Genomic DNA, 19,117 nt, shown 5'->3' on the forward strand with positions numbered 1-19,117 from the left:
ACTCCCGCGGGCACCGCGCCCCCCGCCGCGCCCCGGCCCCCGGCTGCGGCGCCCGGGGCCGCGCCGCGTCCGGCGATGCCCGGACAACCGGCCCCCGCCGGAGCGACCGCTCCCGGGGCCCGTCCCGCCGCCCCGGCGCCCGCGACCCGCCCCGCCCCCACGGCGCCTCCCCCGGGCGGAGCGGCGACTCCGGCCGGAGCCGCCCCGGCGCCAAGGCCCGCGGGCCCCGCCGAGGCCCCGCCGCGCACCACCCTGTCGCCCCTCTCTCAGGTGCCCGCCGTGCGTCCCGCGGCGAGCGCGCCCGTGGCCACCGCCGCGCCCGCCCCGGCGCCCGCGCCCGTGGCCACCGCCGCGCCCGTGGCCACCGCCGCGCCCGCTCCGGCGCCCGTGACGGCCCCGGCGCCCGGGCCCACCGCCCCGGCCGTCTCCTCGGGGGGCTTCCCCTCGGCGGCGAAGATGGCGGCGGCGGCCGGCCGCAAGCCCCGCATCCTCATCGTCGACGACAGCGAGATGACGGCCCGCATCATCGAGGCGGATCTCGTGTCCAAGGGCTTCGAGGTCCACATCGCCGACTCCGCGGACAAGGCGACGAAGATCATCCTCAAGAAGCAGACGCGTCCGGACCTGGTGCTGCTCGACGTGCGCATGCCCAACGTGAACGGCGAGCAGTTCTGCCGCTTCATCAAGAGCAACAGCCTCTTCAAGGGCATCAAGGTGCTGTTGTGCTCCGGCGAGAACATCGAGGAGCTGCAGCGCATCTGCCGCGAGGCCGGCGCCGATGGCTACGTGCCCAAGGACGCCGTGCTGGGCAACCTGGTGGCCAAGGAGCTCAACCCCGTGGTCACGGGCGCCGAGTAGTCCCGGCGCCCGCCCTCCCCGCCCGGGCCGCTACACGCCCGGGGGGCGCTGGAAGGGGCCCGTCACGTCCGTGAGCGCCTCGGCCACGGACAGGAGGGCCTCGTCGCCCCAGCGGCGCCCCACCACCTGCACCCCGAGCGGCAGCGCCCGCGCGTCCGCGCGCGGCAGGGGCATGGCCACGACGGGGTGGCCCGTCAGGTTGAAGAGGCTGGGCAGGCCCGCGGTGCCCTCCATGTACTGCACGCGCCGCGCGTCCACCTCCAGCCACTCGCCGCTCTGGCGGTGGGTGAAGGCCGGGCTCATCGTCACCGGGCACAGCCAGGCGTCCCAGCCCGACAGGAAGGACTCGAGCCGCGCCATCATCTCATCGCGCACGGCGAGCGCCTGGGTGTAGTCGGACATCCGGCCCCACAGCCCGCGGATGATGCCGCGGTTGATGGCGGAGTCGCCGCGCATGGAGCGGAAGTACAGGGCCGTCATGACGCGCGCGACGTTCGGAATCTCCGAGCCCACCTCCGCGCCGAGCAGCATGCCCCAGGCGAGCCACACCCGCTCGAAGTCGATGGGCGGCGTGCGGCGCTCCACCACGCACCCCGCGGCCTCCAGCGCGCGCGCCAGGCTCGCCAGCGCCGAGCGGATCTCCGCGGTGACGGGCAGGCCGCCGAAGTCGTCCGTCCACAGGAAGCGGTACGTCTTCAGCTCCCGGCGGGGCACCTCCTGGAAGGGCACGGGCGCCATCTCCGTGTCCTGGCCGTCCGGTCCGCCCAGGAGCCGCAGCGCGAGCCGCAAGTCCTCCACCGTGCGCGCCAGGGGTCCGGCCACGCCCTGGTGGCGCACGCCCCGGGGCGCGCCCGGCATGCCGGGGATGTGGCCGGACAGGGGAATGCGCCCATCCGTGGGCTTGAGGCCGAACACGCCGCAGAAGTGCGAGGGAATGCGGATGGAGCCGCCGATGTCGCTGCCCACCTCGAGCGAGCTCATGCCCGCGGCCACCGCCACCGCGCCCCCGCCGGAGCTGCCCCCGCACGTGCGGGCCACGTCCCAGGGGTTGTTGGTGCGGCCGAAGACGGTGTTGTGCGTCTGCGTGTCCAGCGCGAGCCGGGGCATGTTCGTCTTGCCCACGATGACGGCGCCCGCCGCCTTGAGCCGCGCCACCACGGTGGCATCCCGCTCGGGCACGTAGCGCGCCAGGGCGTCGAAGCCGCTCGTCGTGCGCAGCCCCGTCGTCTCGAAGGCGTCCTTGATGGTGAGCGGCACGCCATGCAAGGGCCCCCACACCTCCCCCCGCGCGAGCGCCGCGTCCGCCTCACGCGCCCGGGCACGCGCCCGGCGCTCGTCGAGCGTCACCAGGGCGTTGAGCCGGACGTTGTTGCGGGACACCTGACCCAGGTGGGCGTCCAGCAGCTCGACGGCGGACACCTGACGGGCCCGGATGCGTTCGGCCATCTGATGCGTGGGGAGGAAGGCGAGTTCTTGCATGGGAGAAACTTTACTCCCGAACTCCCCCGTTGCGGCGCTCGTCCAGTCCGCGCGCGAAGTTGCCGATGACGAGGCCCGGCCGCGCCGCCTTGAGCCGCTTGAGCAGCTCGCGGATGCCGATGGGCTCGCCGCCCGCGCCCTTGTCCCGCGCCACCTCCAGGTACTGGATGGGATCGATGCACAACGAGCGCGTCTGCACCTGATCCACCTGGTACTTCTTCACCAGCCGGGCGAGCGCATCGGCCTCCCCCTCGCGGTCGGTGACCCCCGGGAAGAGCAGGAGGTTGAGCGCCAGGTAGGCGTTGCGCTCGCGCGCGAGCGCGATGGAGGCCTCCACGTCCTCCCAGCCGTACTTCACCGGCTTGTAGTAGGCCTCGTACAGGTCCTTCACCGCCGAGTTGAGCGACACACGCACCGCGTCGAGCCCGGCGTCGAACAAGGCCGACAGGCCCTGGGTGAGGCTCGCGTTGGTGTTGATGTTGATGGAGCCGCGCGAGGAGTGCGCGCGCATGTAGCGGATGGACTCGGCGATGTACTTCCAGCGCGTGAGCGGCTCGCCCTCGCACCCCTGGCCGAAGCTGACCATGGTGCGGCCCGGCGCGTGCTCCAGGTGGTGCAGGCCGATGGCCCCCATCTCCTCGGCGCTGGGGCCGTCGTCCATGCGCTCGTGCGAGGCGGGCGGACCGTCCGCGGGCTGATCCGAGATGCACCCCACGCAGCGCGCGTTGCACATCACCGAGGCGGGGATGGCGCCCTCGTCGCGCACGTAGAAGATGTTCTGCGAGGTGAAGCAGCGGTACAGCATCGCGCACGTGGTGAGCTGCTTGAGCACGCGGTTGCCCGGAAAGCGCGCCAGGTGCGCGTCCACGAGCTTCTTGAGCTCCGGCGTCGAGTACTTCTCCGGCTCCCAGTGCGAGCGCTTGTCGGTGTGGATGGCCCACGCCACCGGCCCGTCCTTGCCCCAGGCCGCGGCGGTGTACGCCCACTGCGGCAGCACGGGCCCGTCCGCCTTCACCTCGCCGGGCAGGAACGTGCGCGTGTAGCCCGGCGGCAGGAGCGCCCCCACGGCGCTGGGCACGAACGTCTTGCCGTCCATGCGCATCTCGCGCACCAGCTCCAGCTCGCCCGTCTCCGGATTGAGCCCCACGGGCAGCCGACCCGGCAGGTGCACGAGCCGCCCCGCCGAGGGCAGCGGAATGGGCTTGTCCTGGGGAGGTACCAGCTCCTCGCCGCTGCGCAGCGTGGCGAGCAGGTAGGGGTGCTCCATCACCCGGCCCTTGGGATCGGCGAACAACAACTTGGGTGCCAAAGTCATGGTCACGTTAACTATCACCCTCGCTGACGCCTTTCGATGGCTCGCCGGGGCGCGTCTTGACTCGTCCTGGACCCCTGCCTAGCGTCCGCCCGCTTTTTCCGCGCGGAGCCGCGGAACTTTTTGGAGGCATTCCACGTGATTGTCGGCGTTCCCAAGGAAATCAAGACCCGTGAGTACCGGGTTGGCATGGTACCCGCGGGGGTCCGCGCCCTCACCGGCGCGGGTCACACGGTCCTGGTGGAGACGAACGCAGGGGCGGGCTCGGGCCTGCCGGACTCGGAGTACCAGCGCGTGGGGGCGCAGATCGTCCAGAGCGCGGACGAGGTCTGGAAGCGCTCGGAGATGATCGTCAAGGTGAAGGAGCCCATCGCGCCGGAATACGAGCGCATCCAGGACGGGCAGATCATCTACACCTACTTCCACCTGGCCGGCGTGGACCCGGAGCTCACGCGCACGCTGGTGAAGAAGAAGGCCGCGGCGGTGGCGTACGAGACCATCCAGATGGAGGACGGCTCGCTGCCCCTGCTCAAGCCCATGAGCGAGGTGGCCGGCAAGATGGCCATCCAGGTGGGCGCCGCGTGCCTGGAGAAGGCGCACGGGGGCAAGGGCATCCTGCTGGGCGGCGTGCCCGGCGTGCGCCGCGGCCGCGTGGTCATTCTCGGCGGCGGCGTGGTGGGCACCTGCGCGGCCAAGGTGGCCGTGGGCACGGGCGCCGAGGTCACCCTCATCGACATCAACCTCGAGCGCCTCACCTACCTGGACGACGTGTTCCTCGGCCGCGTGTCCACGCTGGCCTCCGACTCGGAGAGCATCGCCAAGAGCGTGCGCGAGGCGGACCTCGTCATCGGCGGCGTGCTCATCCCCGGCGGCAAGGCGCCCAAGCTCGTGTCCGAGGCGCTCATCGCCGAGATGAGCCCCGGCTCCGTCGTGGTGGACGTGGCGGTGGACCAGGGCGGCTGCATCGAGACGTGCGTGCCCACCACGCACGACAACCCCACCTTCGTGAAGCACGGCGTCGTGCACTACTGCGTGGCCAACATGCCCGGCGCGGTGCCCCAGACGTCCACCTTCGCCCTCACCAACACCACCCGCCCCTTCGGCCGGAAGATCGCCGACCTGGGACTGGTGGAGGCCATCAAGTCCGACAAGGCGCTCGCCCGCGGCCTCAACACCTACAACGGCCACGTCACCTACGAGGCCGTCGCCAAGGACCTGGGCTACAGCTACCAGTCCATCTACGACGCCATCGGCGCCAAGGGCCCCCGCTAGGGCAAACCCCGGCGGGATGTAGGGCGAAAGCGCACCTGAACCCCTGTCCGGGGGGTGTTTCCCGGGGGGGTTGGGGAATAAGACTTTTCGCCAGGCGTCTCCTGCCTTTCAGGGCAGCCGTGCGAACGGCGCGGCGTGATTGGGTTGTTGCCCGTTCTGTTCCCGGACATACATTGTCTGGGGGGTTAACGACTCATTCGCCTGTAATTTCGGGCCTCTGGAAGGCGGGAGCATGCTGGACTTCAGGCAGAACAATCGGACCAAGCAGGAGTTCGAGGAACTGGCCCTGGCCCACCTCGATCCGCTGTACTCGGCGGCCCTGCGGCTGACGAAGAACGAGCGTGACGCCGAGGACCTGGTGCAGGACACCTGCATGCGGGCCTACCGCTTCTTCGACAAGTTCGAGCGCGGCACCAACATCAAGGCCTGGCTCTTCAAGATCCTCACCAACACCTTCATCAACCGCTACCGGCGCAAGGTGAAGGAGCGCAGCGTGGTGGAGGGCGTGGAGCGCGAGGCGGTGCACGAGCGCTTCGTGAGCCGGGACGCCACGGACTTCGCGGCCAACCCCGAGCAGTACTTCTTCGACCGGCTCCTGTCGGACGACGTGCTGCGCGCCATCGACGCGCTGCCCATCGACTTCCGCCTGGTGGTCATCCTCGCGGACCTGCAGGAGTTCTCCTACAAGGAGATCGCCGAGATCCTCGAGTGCCCGGTGGGCACGGTGATGAGCCGCCTGTTCCGGGGCCGCAAGCTCCTGCAGAAGACCCTCAAGGAGTACGCGGCCGGTACGGGCGTGCTCAAGCCGGAGGAGTTGACGCAGCCCGGCGCGGCCCAGGCCCCCGCCGCGAGCCTCGATGAATATCGGCGCAGGAAGAAGGTAGGGTAGTCCGAGGTTGATGGGCCCGGATACACTCCCTCCCCTGTCTGAGCGCTCATGAACTGCCAGGAATTCGATTCGGTTCTCCAGCCGTTCCTCGATGGCGAATTCCAGCCCGAGGAGCGGGTGGACATGGAAGCGCACCTGAACGGGTGCGCGGAGTGTGCCCGGCGGGTTCATGAGGAGGCCCGGATGCAGCAGTCGCTGCGCCGTGCCGTCCGGCAGGCCACGGTCTCCACCCGGGCGCCGGACGCGCTGCGCGCCCGGCTGCAGGGCGGCATCCAGCAGGAAAACCGCCGCCGGTCCCAGGCCGAGTGGTGGCGGATGGGCGCCGCGGCGCTCGTGCTGGTGACGGTGAGCGGAGGCGCGTGGATGCTCTTCCGGCCCGAGTACTCCCAGCGCTACCGCGAGGACGCCGTGCGGCGGCACACCAAGAAGCTGCCCGCCGAGGTGGCGGGCACCTCGCGCGAGACGGTGGAGGCCTGGTTCGACGGCAAGCTGGACCACCGCGTGTCCGTCCCCCACTGGCCCAACGTGCGCCTGTCCGGCGCGCGCATCTCCAACGTGACGGATCGCCCCGCCGCGTACATCAGCTACGAGCGCGGTGGAGACACCCAGGGGGCGCCCGCGCGCCGCATCGGGTTGTTCGTCTTCGACGACACCCGGCGTGAAGTGGAGGCGCCGCCCCTGCGCGCCGTGCAGGTGAACTCCAGCCTTGGCTACAACGTGGCCATGTGGCGCGAGGGGGAGATCGTCTACGAGCTGGTGTCGGACCTCGACGAGTCGGACATCCGACGCATGCTCGCCCAGCAGGCCGCCCCGCGGGAGCTGCCCGTCGCCGTGACGGCCGAGCCCCAGGCGCGCCCCGTGTCGCTACAGCCCTGATCCGCGCGGTCCCGAGGGATCGCCTGCCTGCCCCACGAGGCGGACGGCCTGGTGCCGCGAGTGGACCGAAGATTGACGGTCTGGATGGGCACCGATAGCCTTCCGAGCGACTTTTTCAGACTCATCGTCCCCGCGTTCCCTGCGCGGCGGGCACCCGCCCCTCCTGTTCCGGCACTCCCTCCATGTCCAAGAACATCCTGATTGTCGAAAGTGACACCGCCCTCTCCGCGAGCCTGCGCGAGGCCCTGGAGGCCCGGGGCTTCACGGCGCAGGAGACCACCGACGGCAAGGGCAGCGTGGAGCAGATCCGCCGTGACCGGCCGGAGCTCGTGGTGCTCGCGGTGGACCTGTCCGCGGGCCAGAACGGCTACCTCATCTGCGGCAAGCTCAAGAAGGACGACGATCTCAAGACGATCCCCATCATCATCATCGGCAACCCGGACGGCTTCGCCCAGCACCGCAAGCTCAAGGCGCACGCGGACGACTACGTGTCCAAGCCCGTGCACGCCGACGACCTGGTGGAGCGCGTGGGCGCGCTGATCGGCTTCCCCGAGCTGCCCGCGGGTGAGGTCGTCGACGACGGGTTCTCGCTCGGGGGCCTGGATGGCTCGGGCGACGAGCCGGTGCACGGCGAGGAGCTGGCCATCGAGGGCGAGCCCCTGGAGCACCACGGCGACGAGCTGTCCATGCTCGACTCGCCCTTCGGGGAGCCCGAGGCGGAGCTGGGCAGCCTGGAGGAGCCCGAGGCCGCGCCGCTGGCGTCCGCGAACGAGGAGTTCTCGCTCGACAGCCTCGGGGGCTCCGACGACGGGTCGCTCGACGCGCTCGGCATGGACGACGAGAAGACCATGGTGGGCTTCATGCCCGCTCCGGCGCCCGCCCCGGCCCCGGCGCCCACCCCCGTGCCCGTGGCGGCGCCTCGCCCGGCGCCCGTGGCCGCCGCCCGTCCCGCCCCGGCCCCGGCGCCCGCTCCGGCGCCCGTGCCCGTGGCGGCGCCCCGCCCGGCTCCCGCGCCCGCGCCTGCTCCCGCTCCGGTGGCCCGGGCCGCTCCGGCGGTGGCCGCCACCACGTCCGCGGCGGACCTGGCCGAGCTGCGCACCCTGCGCGCCCGGGTGGCCGAGCTCGAGGGCACGCTGGATGACACCCGCGCCCAGATGAGCACCGCCGAGTCGCGCATCACGGAGCTCGAGGCCGAGCTGGACGTGAAGACCACGGAGCTGGAGACGACCAAGTCCTCCGTGGGCAAGAACGATCAGGCCACGCTGCAGCTGCGCGAGGCCTCCAACCGCAAGGATCGCGAGATCCTCCGGCTCAAGACGGAGCTCAACCAGAAGGAGCAGGAGATCGTCGAGCAGCAGGATCGCCTGCTCGCGCTGGAGCAGCAGTCCAACGGCGCCTCCGAGGAGCTGACGCGCAAGGACTCGCAGCTCAAGCTGCTGCAGACCAAGTCGGACCAGCTCACCGCGGAGCGCCGGCGCATCGAGCAGCAGTTCTCCGCCGCCCGCGAGGAGGCCCGGGGCGCCACGGCGCGCGCCGCGGCGCTGCAGAGCGAGGTGGAGCAGTACCAGTTGCAGCTGGGTGACGCCGAGGAGACGCGGGCCCGCGCGGATCAGCTCGACGCGGAGCTGGCGGCGGCGCGCTCGGACGCGGAGAACGTCCGCGCCGAGCTGGACAACACCCGCGCCGAGCTGGACGCCACGCGCGCCCAGGCCGGCCAGGAAGGCGACGAGCTGCGCCGGCGCATCACCGAGCTGGAGGAGTCGGTGTCGCGCAACGAGGACCGCGTGGCCCGGCTCTACGCGCGCATCAAGTCCGACGAGAAGCTGCGCGAGAAGACCAAGAAGGCGCTCGCCATCGCCAACCAGCTGCTCGAGGAGCAGCCGGTGGCCGTGCACGACGACGAAGAAGCGGTGGCCTGAGGCCTGGTCCCCGGCGGGGAGTCACTCCTCCCCGCCCCCCCCGCCCCACCCCGGCCCGGGAGGACTAGTCCTTCTCGGGCTTCTTCTCGTTCTTCTTCTCCAGCATCTTCTTGGCGACGCCCTGGAGCGCGGACGGCACGTTCTTGTCGCGCGACAGATCCTTGATGTCGTTCTCGCGCAGGGTGTTGAGGAACTTCATCCCCACGGCGAGCGGCAGGCGCGGGTTCTTGAGCAGCGCCATCTTGATCTTGTAGTTCTTCGTCCACTCGCGGCTGCCGTAGATGATGCGCAGCACCTCCTCGTTGACGGCCTTGTTCGCCGCGCTGTTGAGAACCTCGCCCTCGGTGATGCGGGGGCTGCGGATGACGGCGGTGCACACGAGCTTGTTCGTGTCGCGGATGAGCATGCTGCGCGCCTCCTTGTTGCCCAGCGTCGCGAGCTTGATCTTCTGCGCGATGGTCATCTTCATGATGCGCTGGGTGAGGCTCTCGCGCTTGCGCTCCTCCATGGGCGGCGCCTCGGCGTCCGCCTCGGCCGGGGCCTTCTCCTTCACCAGGTCGTCCTGGAACTCCTGGAGGATCTCCTCGGCGGTGGGGCCGGGATCGGGCGGCGCGGCGACGGCCTGGGGTCCGAACAGGCGCACGCGCGCCGCCTGCATCTGGGGCACGTCCGCGAGCGTGAGGCCGCTGCGCACGGCGAAGTCACACACGCCGTCGAGCAGCGCGGGGCCCGCCTGGGGGTTGGTGCACAGCTGGCGCAGGATATCCTCGTGGCGCAGCAGGCGCAGCTGGTTCTGCCCGATGATCTCCGCGATCTTCGTGCTGCACGTGCGCGCCACCTGGGCCACGGACTCGTCCGGGGTGGAGGGGTTGAGCACCAGCATCTCCGCGTAGGCGTCCTTGGCGACCAAGAGCGGCAGGAGCCAGCCGAGCACCGGCGCCTGCACGTCCTCGTCCCGCAGGCCCGCGGAGAAGCGGTCCGGCAGCGCGGCGGCCGTCTTGCCCGCGGTGTCGCGCACGCCCGCGTCCGGGTCGAACGTGAGCATGAAGAGCGCGCGGAGCATGTCCGCGGGCGCCAGCGGCACCAGGGCCTTGGCCGCCATCATCCGCAGGGGCGGCGGCGCGGCCGGGTCCACGTGCTTGCGCGTGTTGGGCGGGAGGACCTCCGCCGAGAGGGGACAGCCAGACGGCGGGGCGGCGGGGGTCTCGGGCGTCGTGCTCATGAAGCGTGGTTCCTTCCGTAGATGATGCGCAGTCCCTCGAGCGTGAGGAACTCGTCGACTTCGTGGATGTGGGTGGAGGCGTTGGCCACCAGGCGCGCCAGGCCCCCGGTGGCCACCACCCGCGTCTCGAACCCCAGCTCCGCGCGCATGCGCGCGCACAGGCCATCCACCAGGGCCACGTAGCCGTGGAAGAGGCCGGACTGGATGGAGTGCACCGTGTTGCGACCCACCACGTGGGGAGGCCGGGCCAGCTCCACGCGCGGCAGCTTGGAGGCATTCTGGAAGAGCGCCTCCATGCCAATCTGGATGCCGGGGCAGATGGCGCCGCCGAGGTACTCGCCCTTGGGCGTCACCGCGTCGAAGGTGGTGGCGGTGCCGAAGTCCACCACCACCAGGCCCGTGTGGTGCTTGTCGTAGGCGGCCACCGCGTTGACGATGCGGTCGGCGCCCACCTCGCGCGGGTTGTCGTAGAGGATGGGCATGCCCGTCTTCACCCCGGGCCCCACGAACATGGGCCGCGTCTTGAAGTAGCGCTCGCTCATGCGCCCGAGGTTGGACTGCAGGGGCGGCACCACGCTGGACACGGCGACGGCCTCCACCCCGGCCGGGTCGATGCCGCTGGACTGGAAGAGCTGGCGCACCAGGATGCCGAACTCGTCCGGGGTGCGCCGGGCGCTCGTCTCCAGACGCCAGTGGTCCAGGAGGCGTGGGCCCTCGTACACCCCCAGCACGGTGTTGGTGTTGCCCACGTCGATGGCGAGAAGCATGGCTCGCCGCGCAGTCTAGCGGGGCCGCACCTGCTCCACATCCCCGGCGAGCACCCTTTCCACCCGACCGTCCGCCGTGCGCACCAGCAGCGCGCCCGAGTCGTCGATGCCCTCGGCCACCCCGCGCAGCTCCGAGCGGTCCGTGCGCACCCGCACCTCCTGCCCCAGGGTGCCCGTGAGCTCCACCCAGCGCTGACGCACCGGGTCGAAGCCGACGTCCTGGTGGAGATCCAGCCACTCCTCCAGGCGGCCCCAGAGCGCGGCGGTGAACAGGGCGCGGTTGATGCGCCGGCCGAGCGCCATGCACAGCGACGTGGCCGTCTCGGCCAGCTCGGGCGGGAAGTCCGCCGGGCCCGCGTTGAGGTTGACGCCGATGCCGAGCACCACGAAGTGCACCCGCTCGGGCTCCGCCGACAGCTCGGTGAGGATGCCGGCCACCTTCTTGCCGCCGATCTGCACGTCGTTGGGCCACTTGATGGAGGCCTCGGCGCCCTCCTCGCGCAGCACCTCGCACAAGGCCACCGCGGCCACCAGGGTGAGCTCCGGGGCGCGCTGCGGCGGCAGGTCCGGCCGGAGGATGGCGGAGAAGTACAGGTTGAGCCCCGAGGGCGAGGCCCACACCCGGCCCCGGCGGCCCTTGCCCGCCGTCTGCTGCTCGGTGACGACCACCTCGCCGTGCTCGGCGCCATCGGTGGCCAGGCGGAAGGCGGTCTCGTTCGTGGAGGGCAGCGACTCGTGGAAGTGCAGGCCCTGGCCCAGGTGGTGCGTGGACAGGAGCGGCGTGAGCTCCAGGGGCGAGAGCTTGTCCGGCACGTCCATCAACCGGTAGCCCCGCGCGGGCACCGCGTCGATGCGGTAGCCCTTGCCGCGCAAGGACTCCACGTGCTTCCACACCGCCGTGCGCGACAGGCCGAGCTTGTCCGACAGGGCCTCGCCGGACAGGAAGTCATCCCGGCCCTCCACCAGGAAGCCCAGGATGAGTTCCTCGTACGTCCGCTCGCTGCTCTCGACACCCATGGCGCTGCTCTCTTCCCGCTCGAAGGGGCTCCAGGGTAGGGAGAGCGGAGCCGACTTTCAACGGGGGGTGGCCCCGCCCCCGAGGGCGAGGCCCGTGAGGCTTGCCTCCTCGGGCACCTAGCGACCGGACAGCAGGAGGCCGGGGCCCTCCTCGATGCGGATGACCTGGGTGGGCGCCCGGGTGCTGCGCAGCGAGTCGATCCACGTCACCGCGGCGGTGACGTCCGCCTCGCGCGTGTCGTGGGTGAAGACGACGATGGTGGCGTGGGTGTCCTCGGGGCGCGGGGGGCGCTGGAGCACGGAGTTGATGCTCACGCCCTTCTCGCCCAGCACGCTGGCGATGCGGCCGAGCACGCCCGGCTCGTCGCTCACGGAGAAGCGCAGGTAGGCCGGACCGCGCCGGTCCCCCGAGGGCAACAGGGGCACGTCCTGCATGTGCGGCGCGCTGGGCAGGGGCAGCCGCCCCGTGGCGCCCGCGAGCAGGTTGCGGCAGGTGTCGATGATGTCGGACACCACGGCGCTGCCCGTGGGCAAGGAGCCCGCGCCCAGGCCCGAGAAGAGCGAGGCCCCGAGCGCCGCGGACTGCAGGAGCACCGCGTTGAAGCCGCCCTTCACGTCCGCCAGGGGGCTCGCCGCGGGGATGAACGCCGGGTGCACGCGCACGTCCATGCCGTCCGGGGTGCGCCGCGCCCGGGCGAGCAGCTTGAGCACGAAGCCCGCCTCGCGCCCGTAGGCGATGTCCACGGGCGTCACGCCGGTGATGCCCTCCACCAGGATGGACTCGGGGGACACGCGCGCGGAGAAGGCCAGCGAGGCGAGCAGGCACAGCTTCTGCGCCGCGTCCATGCCGCTCACGTCCAGTGTGGGATCCGCTTCCGCGTAGCCGAGCGCCTGCGCGCGCTTGAGCGCGTCCGCGTACGTCGCGCCCTCGTCCGCCATGGCCGAGAGGATGAAGTTGGTGGTGCCGTTCACGATGCCCGTGAGCGACTCCACCCGGTCGGAGGCCAGCGCCTCGCGCAGCGTGCGGATGATGGGGATGCCGCCGCACACCGCGCCCTCGAAGTGCACCTCCACGCCCCGCTCCACGGCGCGCGAGAACAAGGCCTCGCCATGCGCGGACAAGAGCGCCTTGTTGGCCGTCACCACGTGGCGGCCCGAGGCGATGGCCTGCTCGAGGTACTCGCGCGCGGGAGACAGGCCGCCCATCAGCTCCACCACCACGGACACCTCGGGGTTGGCGAGGATGGTCTGGATGTCGTGGGTGATGAGCGCCGAGGGCACGTCCTCGGGACGGGCGCGGCCCGGCTCGCGCACCAGCACGTGGTGCACCCGCACGCGCGCGCCCAGGCGCCGCTCGATGTCCTTCGCGTGCTGCGCGAGGATGCGGTACGTCCCCAGCCCCACGTTGCCCAGGCCCAGCAGGGCGATGCCGATTTCCTTCATCTCGAGTCTCCCGGGCGCGCCTCGGCCCCCGCGTTGCGCACCGTGTAGGACGTCAGCTCCAGCGAGGTCTGGGGCATGCGCTCTCCCCCGCTCCGCTCCACGAACAACTCCATGCGCACCAGACCCACACCCTGGGCGAAGGTCAAGTCGTTGATGAGCGTGGTCTCGGCGTCCACGCGGTTGCGCGCCTCCACCCGCACGCACGCGCCAAAGGCCCGCGCCGCCGTGTCACAGGGCACGTTCGCCTGGAGGATGCGGTAGCGCTCGGTGGACGACACCGACACCACGTTGGTCCACTGGGTGCCCTCGGTGAGCGGGCCGCGCAGGAGGTAGCGCTTGAGGTCGCGCACGCCAAAGGAGTCCACGGTGAGCTGCCCGCCCTGGTTGTCCTGGAAGTAGCCCCCCTCCTCCTTGACGATCCGCACCGTCACGGATTTGTCCGCGCGGCCGTTGATCCGGTACGTCCACTGGTTGCCCACCGCGAGCGGGTAGTAGGCGGACAGGTCCTCGGGCGCGCGCTCCGAGGAGGCGGTGGACTCGGCCACCGGCTGGCGGCTGGCGCAGGCCTGCGCCCCGAGCACCAGCGCGGCCCCGAGGCCCATTCGTACGACGACGGTCGAGAGCTTCATGTTCCGCTTCAGGGTCCGCTTCATGTTTCCTAGTGTTCCGCGCGGTCCGGGCCGCGCGCCTCCGGCGTTGCGAGCTTGTGAGCCGCGTAGAGTGTATCCAGCGCCTGCTGGGCCGCGGCCTGCACCGCGGGCTGATCGTGTCCCTGGGCCACGGTGAAGAGGTAGGCCTCGGCCTCGGTGCCGCCGATCTCCCCGATGGCGAAGACGACCTCCTGCACGAAGCCCGTCTCGCGATCCTTCACCAGGTCGATGAGCGCGGGAATGGCGGCGCGCTCCTTCATCTCCACCAGCGCCCCCATGGCCTGGCGCGCCACCTGGACGTCCTCGTCCTGGAGCTGGCGCAGCAGCATGGGCGTGGCGGCCGGGTTGCGCCGCTCGGCGAGCACCCGCAGGGCGAACTCGCGCACCCGCTCGTCCGGGGACTGGATGTCCACGAGCAGCGCCGCGTCCGGGCGTCCCACCGCCGCGAGTTGCAGGCTCGCGGCATCGGTCACCTGCTGCAGGCCCCGCAGGAGCGCCTCGCGCAGGGCCTTGCGCCGCGCCGGAGCGTCCTTCGCCTCCACCCGCGCCTCGCCCAGGCCCACCACCTGATAGCGCTGGGGCGCCTCGCCGCCTCGCCGCTCCAGCCGCAGGGTGACGCCCACCTCGGCGAAGGCGTAGGTGCTGTCGTCCTTGAGCACCTCGCGCGTGAAGGGCAGCTCCAGGGTGAGGACCCAGGACTCCGAGGCGCCACCGCGCGCCTCCTCGGTGGGCAGCACGAAGCGCCGACTGTCCTGGAGCAACCGCGTGAACTGGGAGCGGATGTCCGACGGCCCCCATCCGAGCAGGCCGTTGTCCACCACCGTGGCGCCCTCGAGCTCCACGTGCTCCACCGGGAAGCGCGGCTCGCGCGAGCGGCAGGCGCCGAGCAGCAACGCCACCAGGGAGAGGATCAAGGCGGGCTTCATGGGAGCAACCCTAGCCCAGTCCCGCGCGACCCTCATCCCTGGAGAGCGGGATCGTCAGACCGTGCCACCCTCCGGCGGGCCGTCCTTCGAGTCGGGAGCCGCGGGGTCGCCATGCGGGGCGGTGACCGTCTCGGGGACCGGCTGGGCCTCGGCGGCGGCCGGCTCCGGCGGCGGCGCGGGAACGGCGCCCTCGGTGGGCGGCGGCTCGGCGAGCGGCGGCTCGGCGGGCGACGGCTCGGCGAGCGATGGCTCGGCGGGCGGTGCCACCACCGCCACCACGTCCAGCGTCTCCGTCACGACGACGGTCTCGGTCACGGCGACGGTCTCGGCCACGACGACGGCCGACTCCGCGGCGGCTTCCGGCGCGGCGGTGCCCTCGGCGCTCGCCCCCGCCTCACCCGGCGCGCCCTCGGGCCGGTTGCCCCGACCCCGGCGTCCCCGACGGCGGCGGCGGCGGCGCTTGCGCTCGCTCGCGCCCTCCTCGGACGTGGCCCCGCCCTCCGTCGTGCCTCCGACGAAGGCGCTCGCGGCCTCCAGATCCTCGTCGTCGCCCTCCTCGTCGCCCTCCTCGTCGTTCACGGACGGCGCGACGGGCTCGGCCGCCTCGAGCGGCGCGGGCGCGGGCGCGGCGCTGGCCGCCTCACCCGAGGCCTCCTGCTGCTGGCGCGCGGCCTGACGCTCCCGGCGGCGCGCATCCCGCTCGCGCTGACGCTCCTCGCGGCGCTCCTCCCGCCGCTTCTGGGAGTCCTTCTGGGCCTCCTCGGACTCGGCGGACACCGTGGCCTCGCGTGCCCCGGTCTCCTCGCCGCCCTCGCCGCCCTCGTCGGCCCGGGCCTGCTTCTCCCGGGCGCGCTCCTCGCGGCGCTTCTGGGCCTCCTCGGCCTCCAGCTTCGCCACCTCGAAGAAGCGCTCGTCCACGTCGTACAGCTCCACCGTGGTGACGCTGACGGCCGCCTTGGCCTCGAGGAACTTCTCGCCCAGCGCGTCGCCGCACCAGAGCATCACCAGCGAGCCGCTGGCCTGGGCCTCGGTGCGCGCGTCACCCCGGGCCTCGCCCGCGCAGGCGAGCAGACCCACCTGCGCCGAGTAGTGGCCGAGGTCCTTGCGCAGCTCCTGCACCGCCTTGCGATCCAACGCGGGCACGCCCTTGAGCATGCGGATGGCGAAGCGCAGGTCCACGCTGCCCTCGCGCTTGCGCGCGGTGAGCAGGGGCCCTTCCTTGGAGCGCTTGGCCACCTTGAGCTCGCGGAAGCCCAGGGCGTGCATCATCTTCACCACGGACTTCTCGAAGGTGCCCACGTCCAGCTCGCCCAGGCGCTTGCGCACCGCGCGGGCCACGGCCTTGCGCGCGTCCTTGACGGCCGTGCGCGCCGTGGTGAGCAGCGCGGCATCCGCCTGCGCCTCGGGGGCCGCGGCGGCCGCGGCGCGGTTGAGCACCGGCCGCCCGTCCTCCAGCGGAATGCCCAGCGCCGCGGCGAACGCGGCCTGCAGCTCCAGGGGCGGCGCCTCGCTCGGCGAGCCCGCGCGCTCGAGCGTCACCGCGCCCGTCTCCGGAGAGAAGGAGAACTGCGGCCGACGGCCCGCGTCGATGCGGCGCTGGTTGTCCTCGAGCAGCGCCGTGAGCAGCGCCTCCACCGTGGCGTCCTCCGCCGCGAGCTCCTTGGTGCGCGCCTGCTCCAAGAGCTGCTCGGGCCGCAGCGACTGGTCCGCCTCGCTGAGGATCTCGAACACCACCTCCGGCAGCGGCGGGAAGCGGCGCCGACGTCCACCCCGGCCCTCCTCCTCGTCCTCGCGCCTCCGCTGCTTGCGCTCGCTCCCCCGTCCCGCCACCCGCACGTTGTCGTTGCGCGACTCCGGGTGACGCTCGGTCGGCCGCAGGGGCGGCAGACCTTCCTCGGGATGAGCCTCCATCACACCCGTGTGCGCCAGCGCCTCCGCGTCCTCGGGCAGCGACCAGTCCGTCAGCGCGAAGGTGTCCTTGGCGGTGACGACCACCTTGCGATCGCGCGTGCGACGGGCCATCGCCGCGAGCCGCGACAACATCGTCAGCTCGGGCGTCTTGCCCACGTGCGACAGCAGGTTCTGGGCGATCGACCTCTCGGTGATCTCGAGGAAATGGAGGGGACGGCCTTCGCTCTCGAGCACCCGGAGAGCGGCCTCATAAAAAGTCATCGACGATTCCCCAATAATTTCGAACGGTTACAAAAATGTAGGTCCGTATGGGCGGCGGATGCTAGCCATCGCTATTCTGGCTTGTCAACGAATGGGGAAGGGATGATCCGCTTTCGCATCGGACATCGATGGAAGCGCGAACCCGCGGGAGCGCCACACGATTCCGTATCACTGGAACTCGACGGCGTGAATCTGCTGCCGGGCGCGGTCGAGGAGCCCCTCGTGGAGGGGGTGTCCGCGCTGCTCGAGGCGGTGGCGGCGCTGCACCGCGGCACCCGACGCGTGGCCCAGGTCTCCCTCACCGAGGCCCACCTGGAGCTGGTCCTGAGACGTTCAGGAGCGGACATCGAGGTGCAGGTGGCCAGCCTGTCGCGCCCGGCCCGGCTCCTGCGCCCTCCCCTGCGCGTGGACGCGGATGAACTGACGGAGGCGGCCCGGGCATGCGGCCAGTCCTTCCTCCAGGACCTGGGCCAGGCGCGGCCGGAGACGCGCGCGGGCGAGCCCGGACACGCCCTGGAGCGGAGCCTGGCGCAATTGGAGTCCCCCACCTTCCTCGGCCGCGAGCCCAAGCCCCAGCCCTTCGCCCTGCGGGTGGAGCCCCCGGCCATGCCCGGCTTCGGCTTCACGCTGGAGGACCCGGACGACGTGCTGCGCCGCGCGGTGAAGGACAAGGCACCCGCCCTCGCCTCGCTCTTGTGCCCGGGCGAGGTGTGGCTCGCGCTGCCCGACAAGCCCGTGGCCTGGCGCGCCCAGGGCCCCGTGCTGCTCACCACCCTGGAGCTCACGCGCCAGGCGGCGGACCTGGCGCGGGCCCTGGAGGTGGGCGAGCCGCGCTTCGCCTTCGAGCCCGCGGGCGTCCGGCCCGAGCTGTCCCTGGACCTCCGGGCGGGCGAGACGCGCCTGGGCCCGGTGGTCATTCCGCTCGGGGCCAAGGCGCTGCTCACGGCCCTCTTCCACCTGGGGCAGAGCCTCGCGGTGGCCCTGTCCGAGCACGAGCGGGCGCTCGCGACCAACCCCTACCTGGTGGAGCTGACCGAGCGCTGCCGCGAGGGCCTGTCGCACCTGCGCGACGGCGTGGGCCCCGAGGCCGAGGGCAGCGCCGCGCCCGTGCGGGCCCCGGCGCCGGCGGCCCCCACGTCCCGGCCCCTGAAGGTCCCCGGGCGCCTGCGCCGCCTGCGCTTCGAGAGTCTGTGGGAGCAGCGCAAGCTGGCCAACGCGGACGCGGGGCGGCTGATGATGAGCCCCAAGGGCCTCGTGTATTCGTCCCCGGACCTGGCGTGCGGGTTCGATCGCAAGACGGGCAAGCAGCAGTGGCGGCGCGCGGCGTCCCACGGCGTGGCGGCCGCGGAGGACGGCTACACGCTGGCGGCGAGCGCGGTGCGCCTGTGCGGTTTTCCCGGCAAGGGCGCGGGCGCGAGCTGGCTGCGCGACCACGAGGCGATGCGCATCGGCCCGCGGCTCTTGCGCCACTACGGCATGCTCTACACGCTCGGGGATGACCGCGTGGCGCTCGCCATCCACGAGGCCACGGGCCGCGAGGTGTGGCGCCAGACACCTCCGCGCACACGGCGCGGCTACCTGGGCGTGCACGCGCACCGGGCCCTGCTGGCCACGGACTCGGGCTACCTGTACGGGTTGGGCCTCTCGGATGGCCAGGTGCGCTTCCGGATGAGCGCGTCCCTGCCCTTCCTCGGCGCGCCGGTGCCCTGGGCCAAGCGCTTCGTGGCGCTCTTGGGCCAGGGCTCCAACTCGGCGCTGCTCCTGGCGGACGCGCACACGGGTGAGTCGGTGTGGACGTATGAGATGTCGCTCGCCCTGCCCTCCACGCCGCTGCCCAGCGGCAAGCGGCTGTACATCGCCGGGGAGCTGGAGGGCGAGGGCGTGCTGGTGTGCGTGGACGCGGCGGGTCAGGCGCGCTGGCAGCGGCCGTTGAACCTGGGCCCGGGCCCCTTCGCGCTGGCGCGGCTGCCGGGCGCGGTGCTGGTGACGAGCGCGCTGGGGGCGGCGGCGCGGGTGAGCGACGCGGGCGAGGTGGACTGGCGCGTGGGCGCGGCGGGCGAGCAGCTCACGCGGGCCCTGCCGCCCATCGTCTCGCGCGGCGTGGTGCTGGTGCCCGGCGAGCGCGTGCGCGCGGTGGACCCCGTCCGGGGCGACGTGCTCGCCGAGGTGCGCGCCGGCGTGGGCCTCATGTCGCTCCAGGCCGACTCGCGGCTCAACCTCTACTTCCTGGACGAGTTCGGCACGCTCTCCGCCTACAAGCTCGGCTCGCACTTCGCCGTCGTGGGCGAGTGACGCTCCTTTTTCGCTAACCTGCC

14 protein-coding genes and 1 pseudogene are annotated in these 19,117 nt (G+C 72.2%); 6 read left to right on the plus strand and 9 right to left on the minus strand.

Annotation, left to right across the window (positions count from 1 at the left end; translation table 11 throughout):
• Positions 1 to 324: 324 nt before the first annotated feature.
• Positions 325 to 858, plus strand: a pseudogene (locus tag I3V78_RS27370) (response regulator); the annotation flags it as partial.
• 30 nt (positions 859 to 888) lie between these two features.
• Here I3V78_RS27370 and I3V78_RS27375 read toward each other — a convergent pair.
• Positions 889 to 2,337, minus strand: coding sequence for an amidase (locus I3V78_RS27375; RefSeq protein ID WP_204491606.1), 1,449 nt, complete (start codon positions 2,335 to 2,337; stop codon positions 889 to 891).
• Positions 2,338 to 2,347: 10 nt separating this feature from the next.
• Positions 2,348 to 3,652: a radical SAM family protein gene (locus I3V78_RS27380; protein ID WP_204491608.1), complete on the minus strand. Its 1,305-nt coding sequence runs from the start codon at positions 3,650 to 3,652 to the stop codon at positions 2,348 to 2,350.
• 135 nt (positions 3,653 to 3,787) lie between these two features.
• Here I3V78_RS27380 and ald point away from each other — a divergent pair, with 135 nt between their 5' ends.
• From ald to I3V78_RS27400, 4 genes are all read left to right on the plus strand, one after another.
• Entirely contained in the window at positions 3,788 to 4,921 is a 1,134-nt protein-coding gene (gene ald / locus I3V78_RS27385; protein ID WP_204491610.1) for an alanine dehydrogenase, read from the plus strand.
• 232 nt (positions 4,922 to 5,153) lie between these two features.
• A complete protein-coding gene (locus I3V78_RS27390) occupies positions 5,154 to 5,810 on the plus strand; it encodes a sigma-70 family RNA polymerase sigma factor (RefSeq protein ID WP_204491612.1) in 657 nt (218 codons plus the stop codon).
• A 48-nt stretch (positions 5,811 to 5,858) separates the two neighbouring features.
• Positions 5,859 to 6,686 carry an anti-sigma factor family protein gene (locus tag I3V78_RS27395; protein WP_204491614.1) on the plus strand — a complete coding sequence of 276 codons (828 nt, stop codon included), beginning with the start codon at positions 5,859 to 5,861 and terminating at the stop codon, positions 6,684 to 6,686.
• 182 nt (positions 6,687 to 6,868) lie between these two features.
• The gene (locus I3V78_RS27400) at positions 6,869 to 8,605 is read left to right on the plus strand and encodes a response regulator (RefSeq protein WP_204491617.1); all 1,737 of its coding nucleotides are present in this window, start codon (positions 6,869 to 6,871) and stop codon (positions 8,603 to 8,605) included.
• 64 nt (positions 8,606 to 8,669) lie between these two features.
• On the opposite strand, the gene I3V78_RS27405 is transcribed toward I3V78_RS27400, so the two are convergent.
• The 7 genes from I3V78_RS27405 to I3V78_RS27435 form a co-directional block, all read right to left on the minus strand.
• Positions 8,670 to 9,827, minus strand: a complete 1,158-nt coding sequence (locus I3V78_RS27405; protein ID WP_204491619.1) for a hypothetical protein — start codon at positions 9,825 to 9,827, stop codon at positions 8,670 to 8,672.
• Positions 9,824 to 10,594 carry a type III pantothenate kinase gene (locus tag I3V78_RS27410; protein WP_204491621.1) on the minus strand — a complete coding sequence of 257 codons (771 nt, stop codon included), beginning with the start codon at positions 10,592 to 10,594 and terminating at the stop codon, positions 9,824 to 9,826. The genes I3V78_RS27405 and I3V78_RS27410 overlap by 4 nt, the downstream gene beginning before the upstream one ends.
• 15 nt (positions 10,595 to 10,609) lie before the next feature.
• Positions 10,610 to 11,611, minus strand: coding sequence for a biotin--[acetyl-CoA-carboxylase] ligase (locus I3V78_RS27415; protein ID WP_204491623.1), 1,002 nt, complete (start codon positions 11,609 to 11,611; stop codon positions 10,610 to 10,612).
• Between the two features lie 117 nt (positions 11,612 to 11,728).
• Complete coding sequence (locus I3V78_RS27420) at positions 11,729 to 13,054, minus strand: homoserine dehydrogenase (RefSeq protein ID WP_204491625.1); 1,326 nt, start codon at positions 13,052 to 13,054, stop codon at positions 11,729 to 11,731.
• Positions 13,051 to 13,683 (minus strand): hypothetical protein, encoded by a 633-nt coding sequence (locus I3V78_RS27425; RefSeq protein WP_239576646.1) that lies wholly within the window; start codon positions 13,681 to 13,683, stop codon positions 13,051 to 13,053. Before I3V78_RS27425 ends, I3V78_RS27420 begins: the two co-directional genes overlap by 4 nt.
• Before the next feature lie 29 nt (positions 13,684 to 13,712).
• Positions 13,713 to 14,630, minus strand: coding sequence for a HEAT repeat domain-containing protein (locus I3V78_RS27430; protein WP_204491628.1), 918 nt, complete (start codon positions 14,628 to 14,630; stop codon positions 13,713 to 13,715).
• Positions 14,631 to 14,684: 54 nt separating this feature from the next.
• A complete protein-coding gene (locus I3V78_RS27435; RefSeq protein ID WP_204491630.1) occupies positions 14,685 to 16,802 on the minus strand; it encodes an HTH domain-containing protein in 2,118 nt (705 codons plus the stop codon).
• A gap of 186 nt (positions 16,803 to 16,988) precedes the next feature.
• Between I3V78_RS27435 and I3V78_RS27440 the strand changes: the two genes are divergently transcribed.
• The gene (locus I3V78_RS27440) at positions 16,989 to 19,094 is read left to right on the plus strand and encodes an outer membrane protein assembly factor BamB family protein (RefSeq protein WP_338023765.1); all 2,106 of its coding nucleotides are present in this window, start codon (positions 16,989 to 16,991) and stop codon (positions 19,092 to 19,094) included.
• Positions 19,095 to 19,117: the final 23 nt, after the last annotated feature.

Source organism: Archangium primigenium (assembly GCF_016904885.1).
Taxonomy (GTDB): domain Bacteria; phylum Myxococcota; class Myxococcia; order Myxococcales; family Myxococcaceae; genus Cystobacter; species Cystobacter primigenius.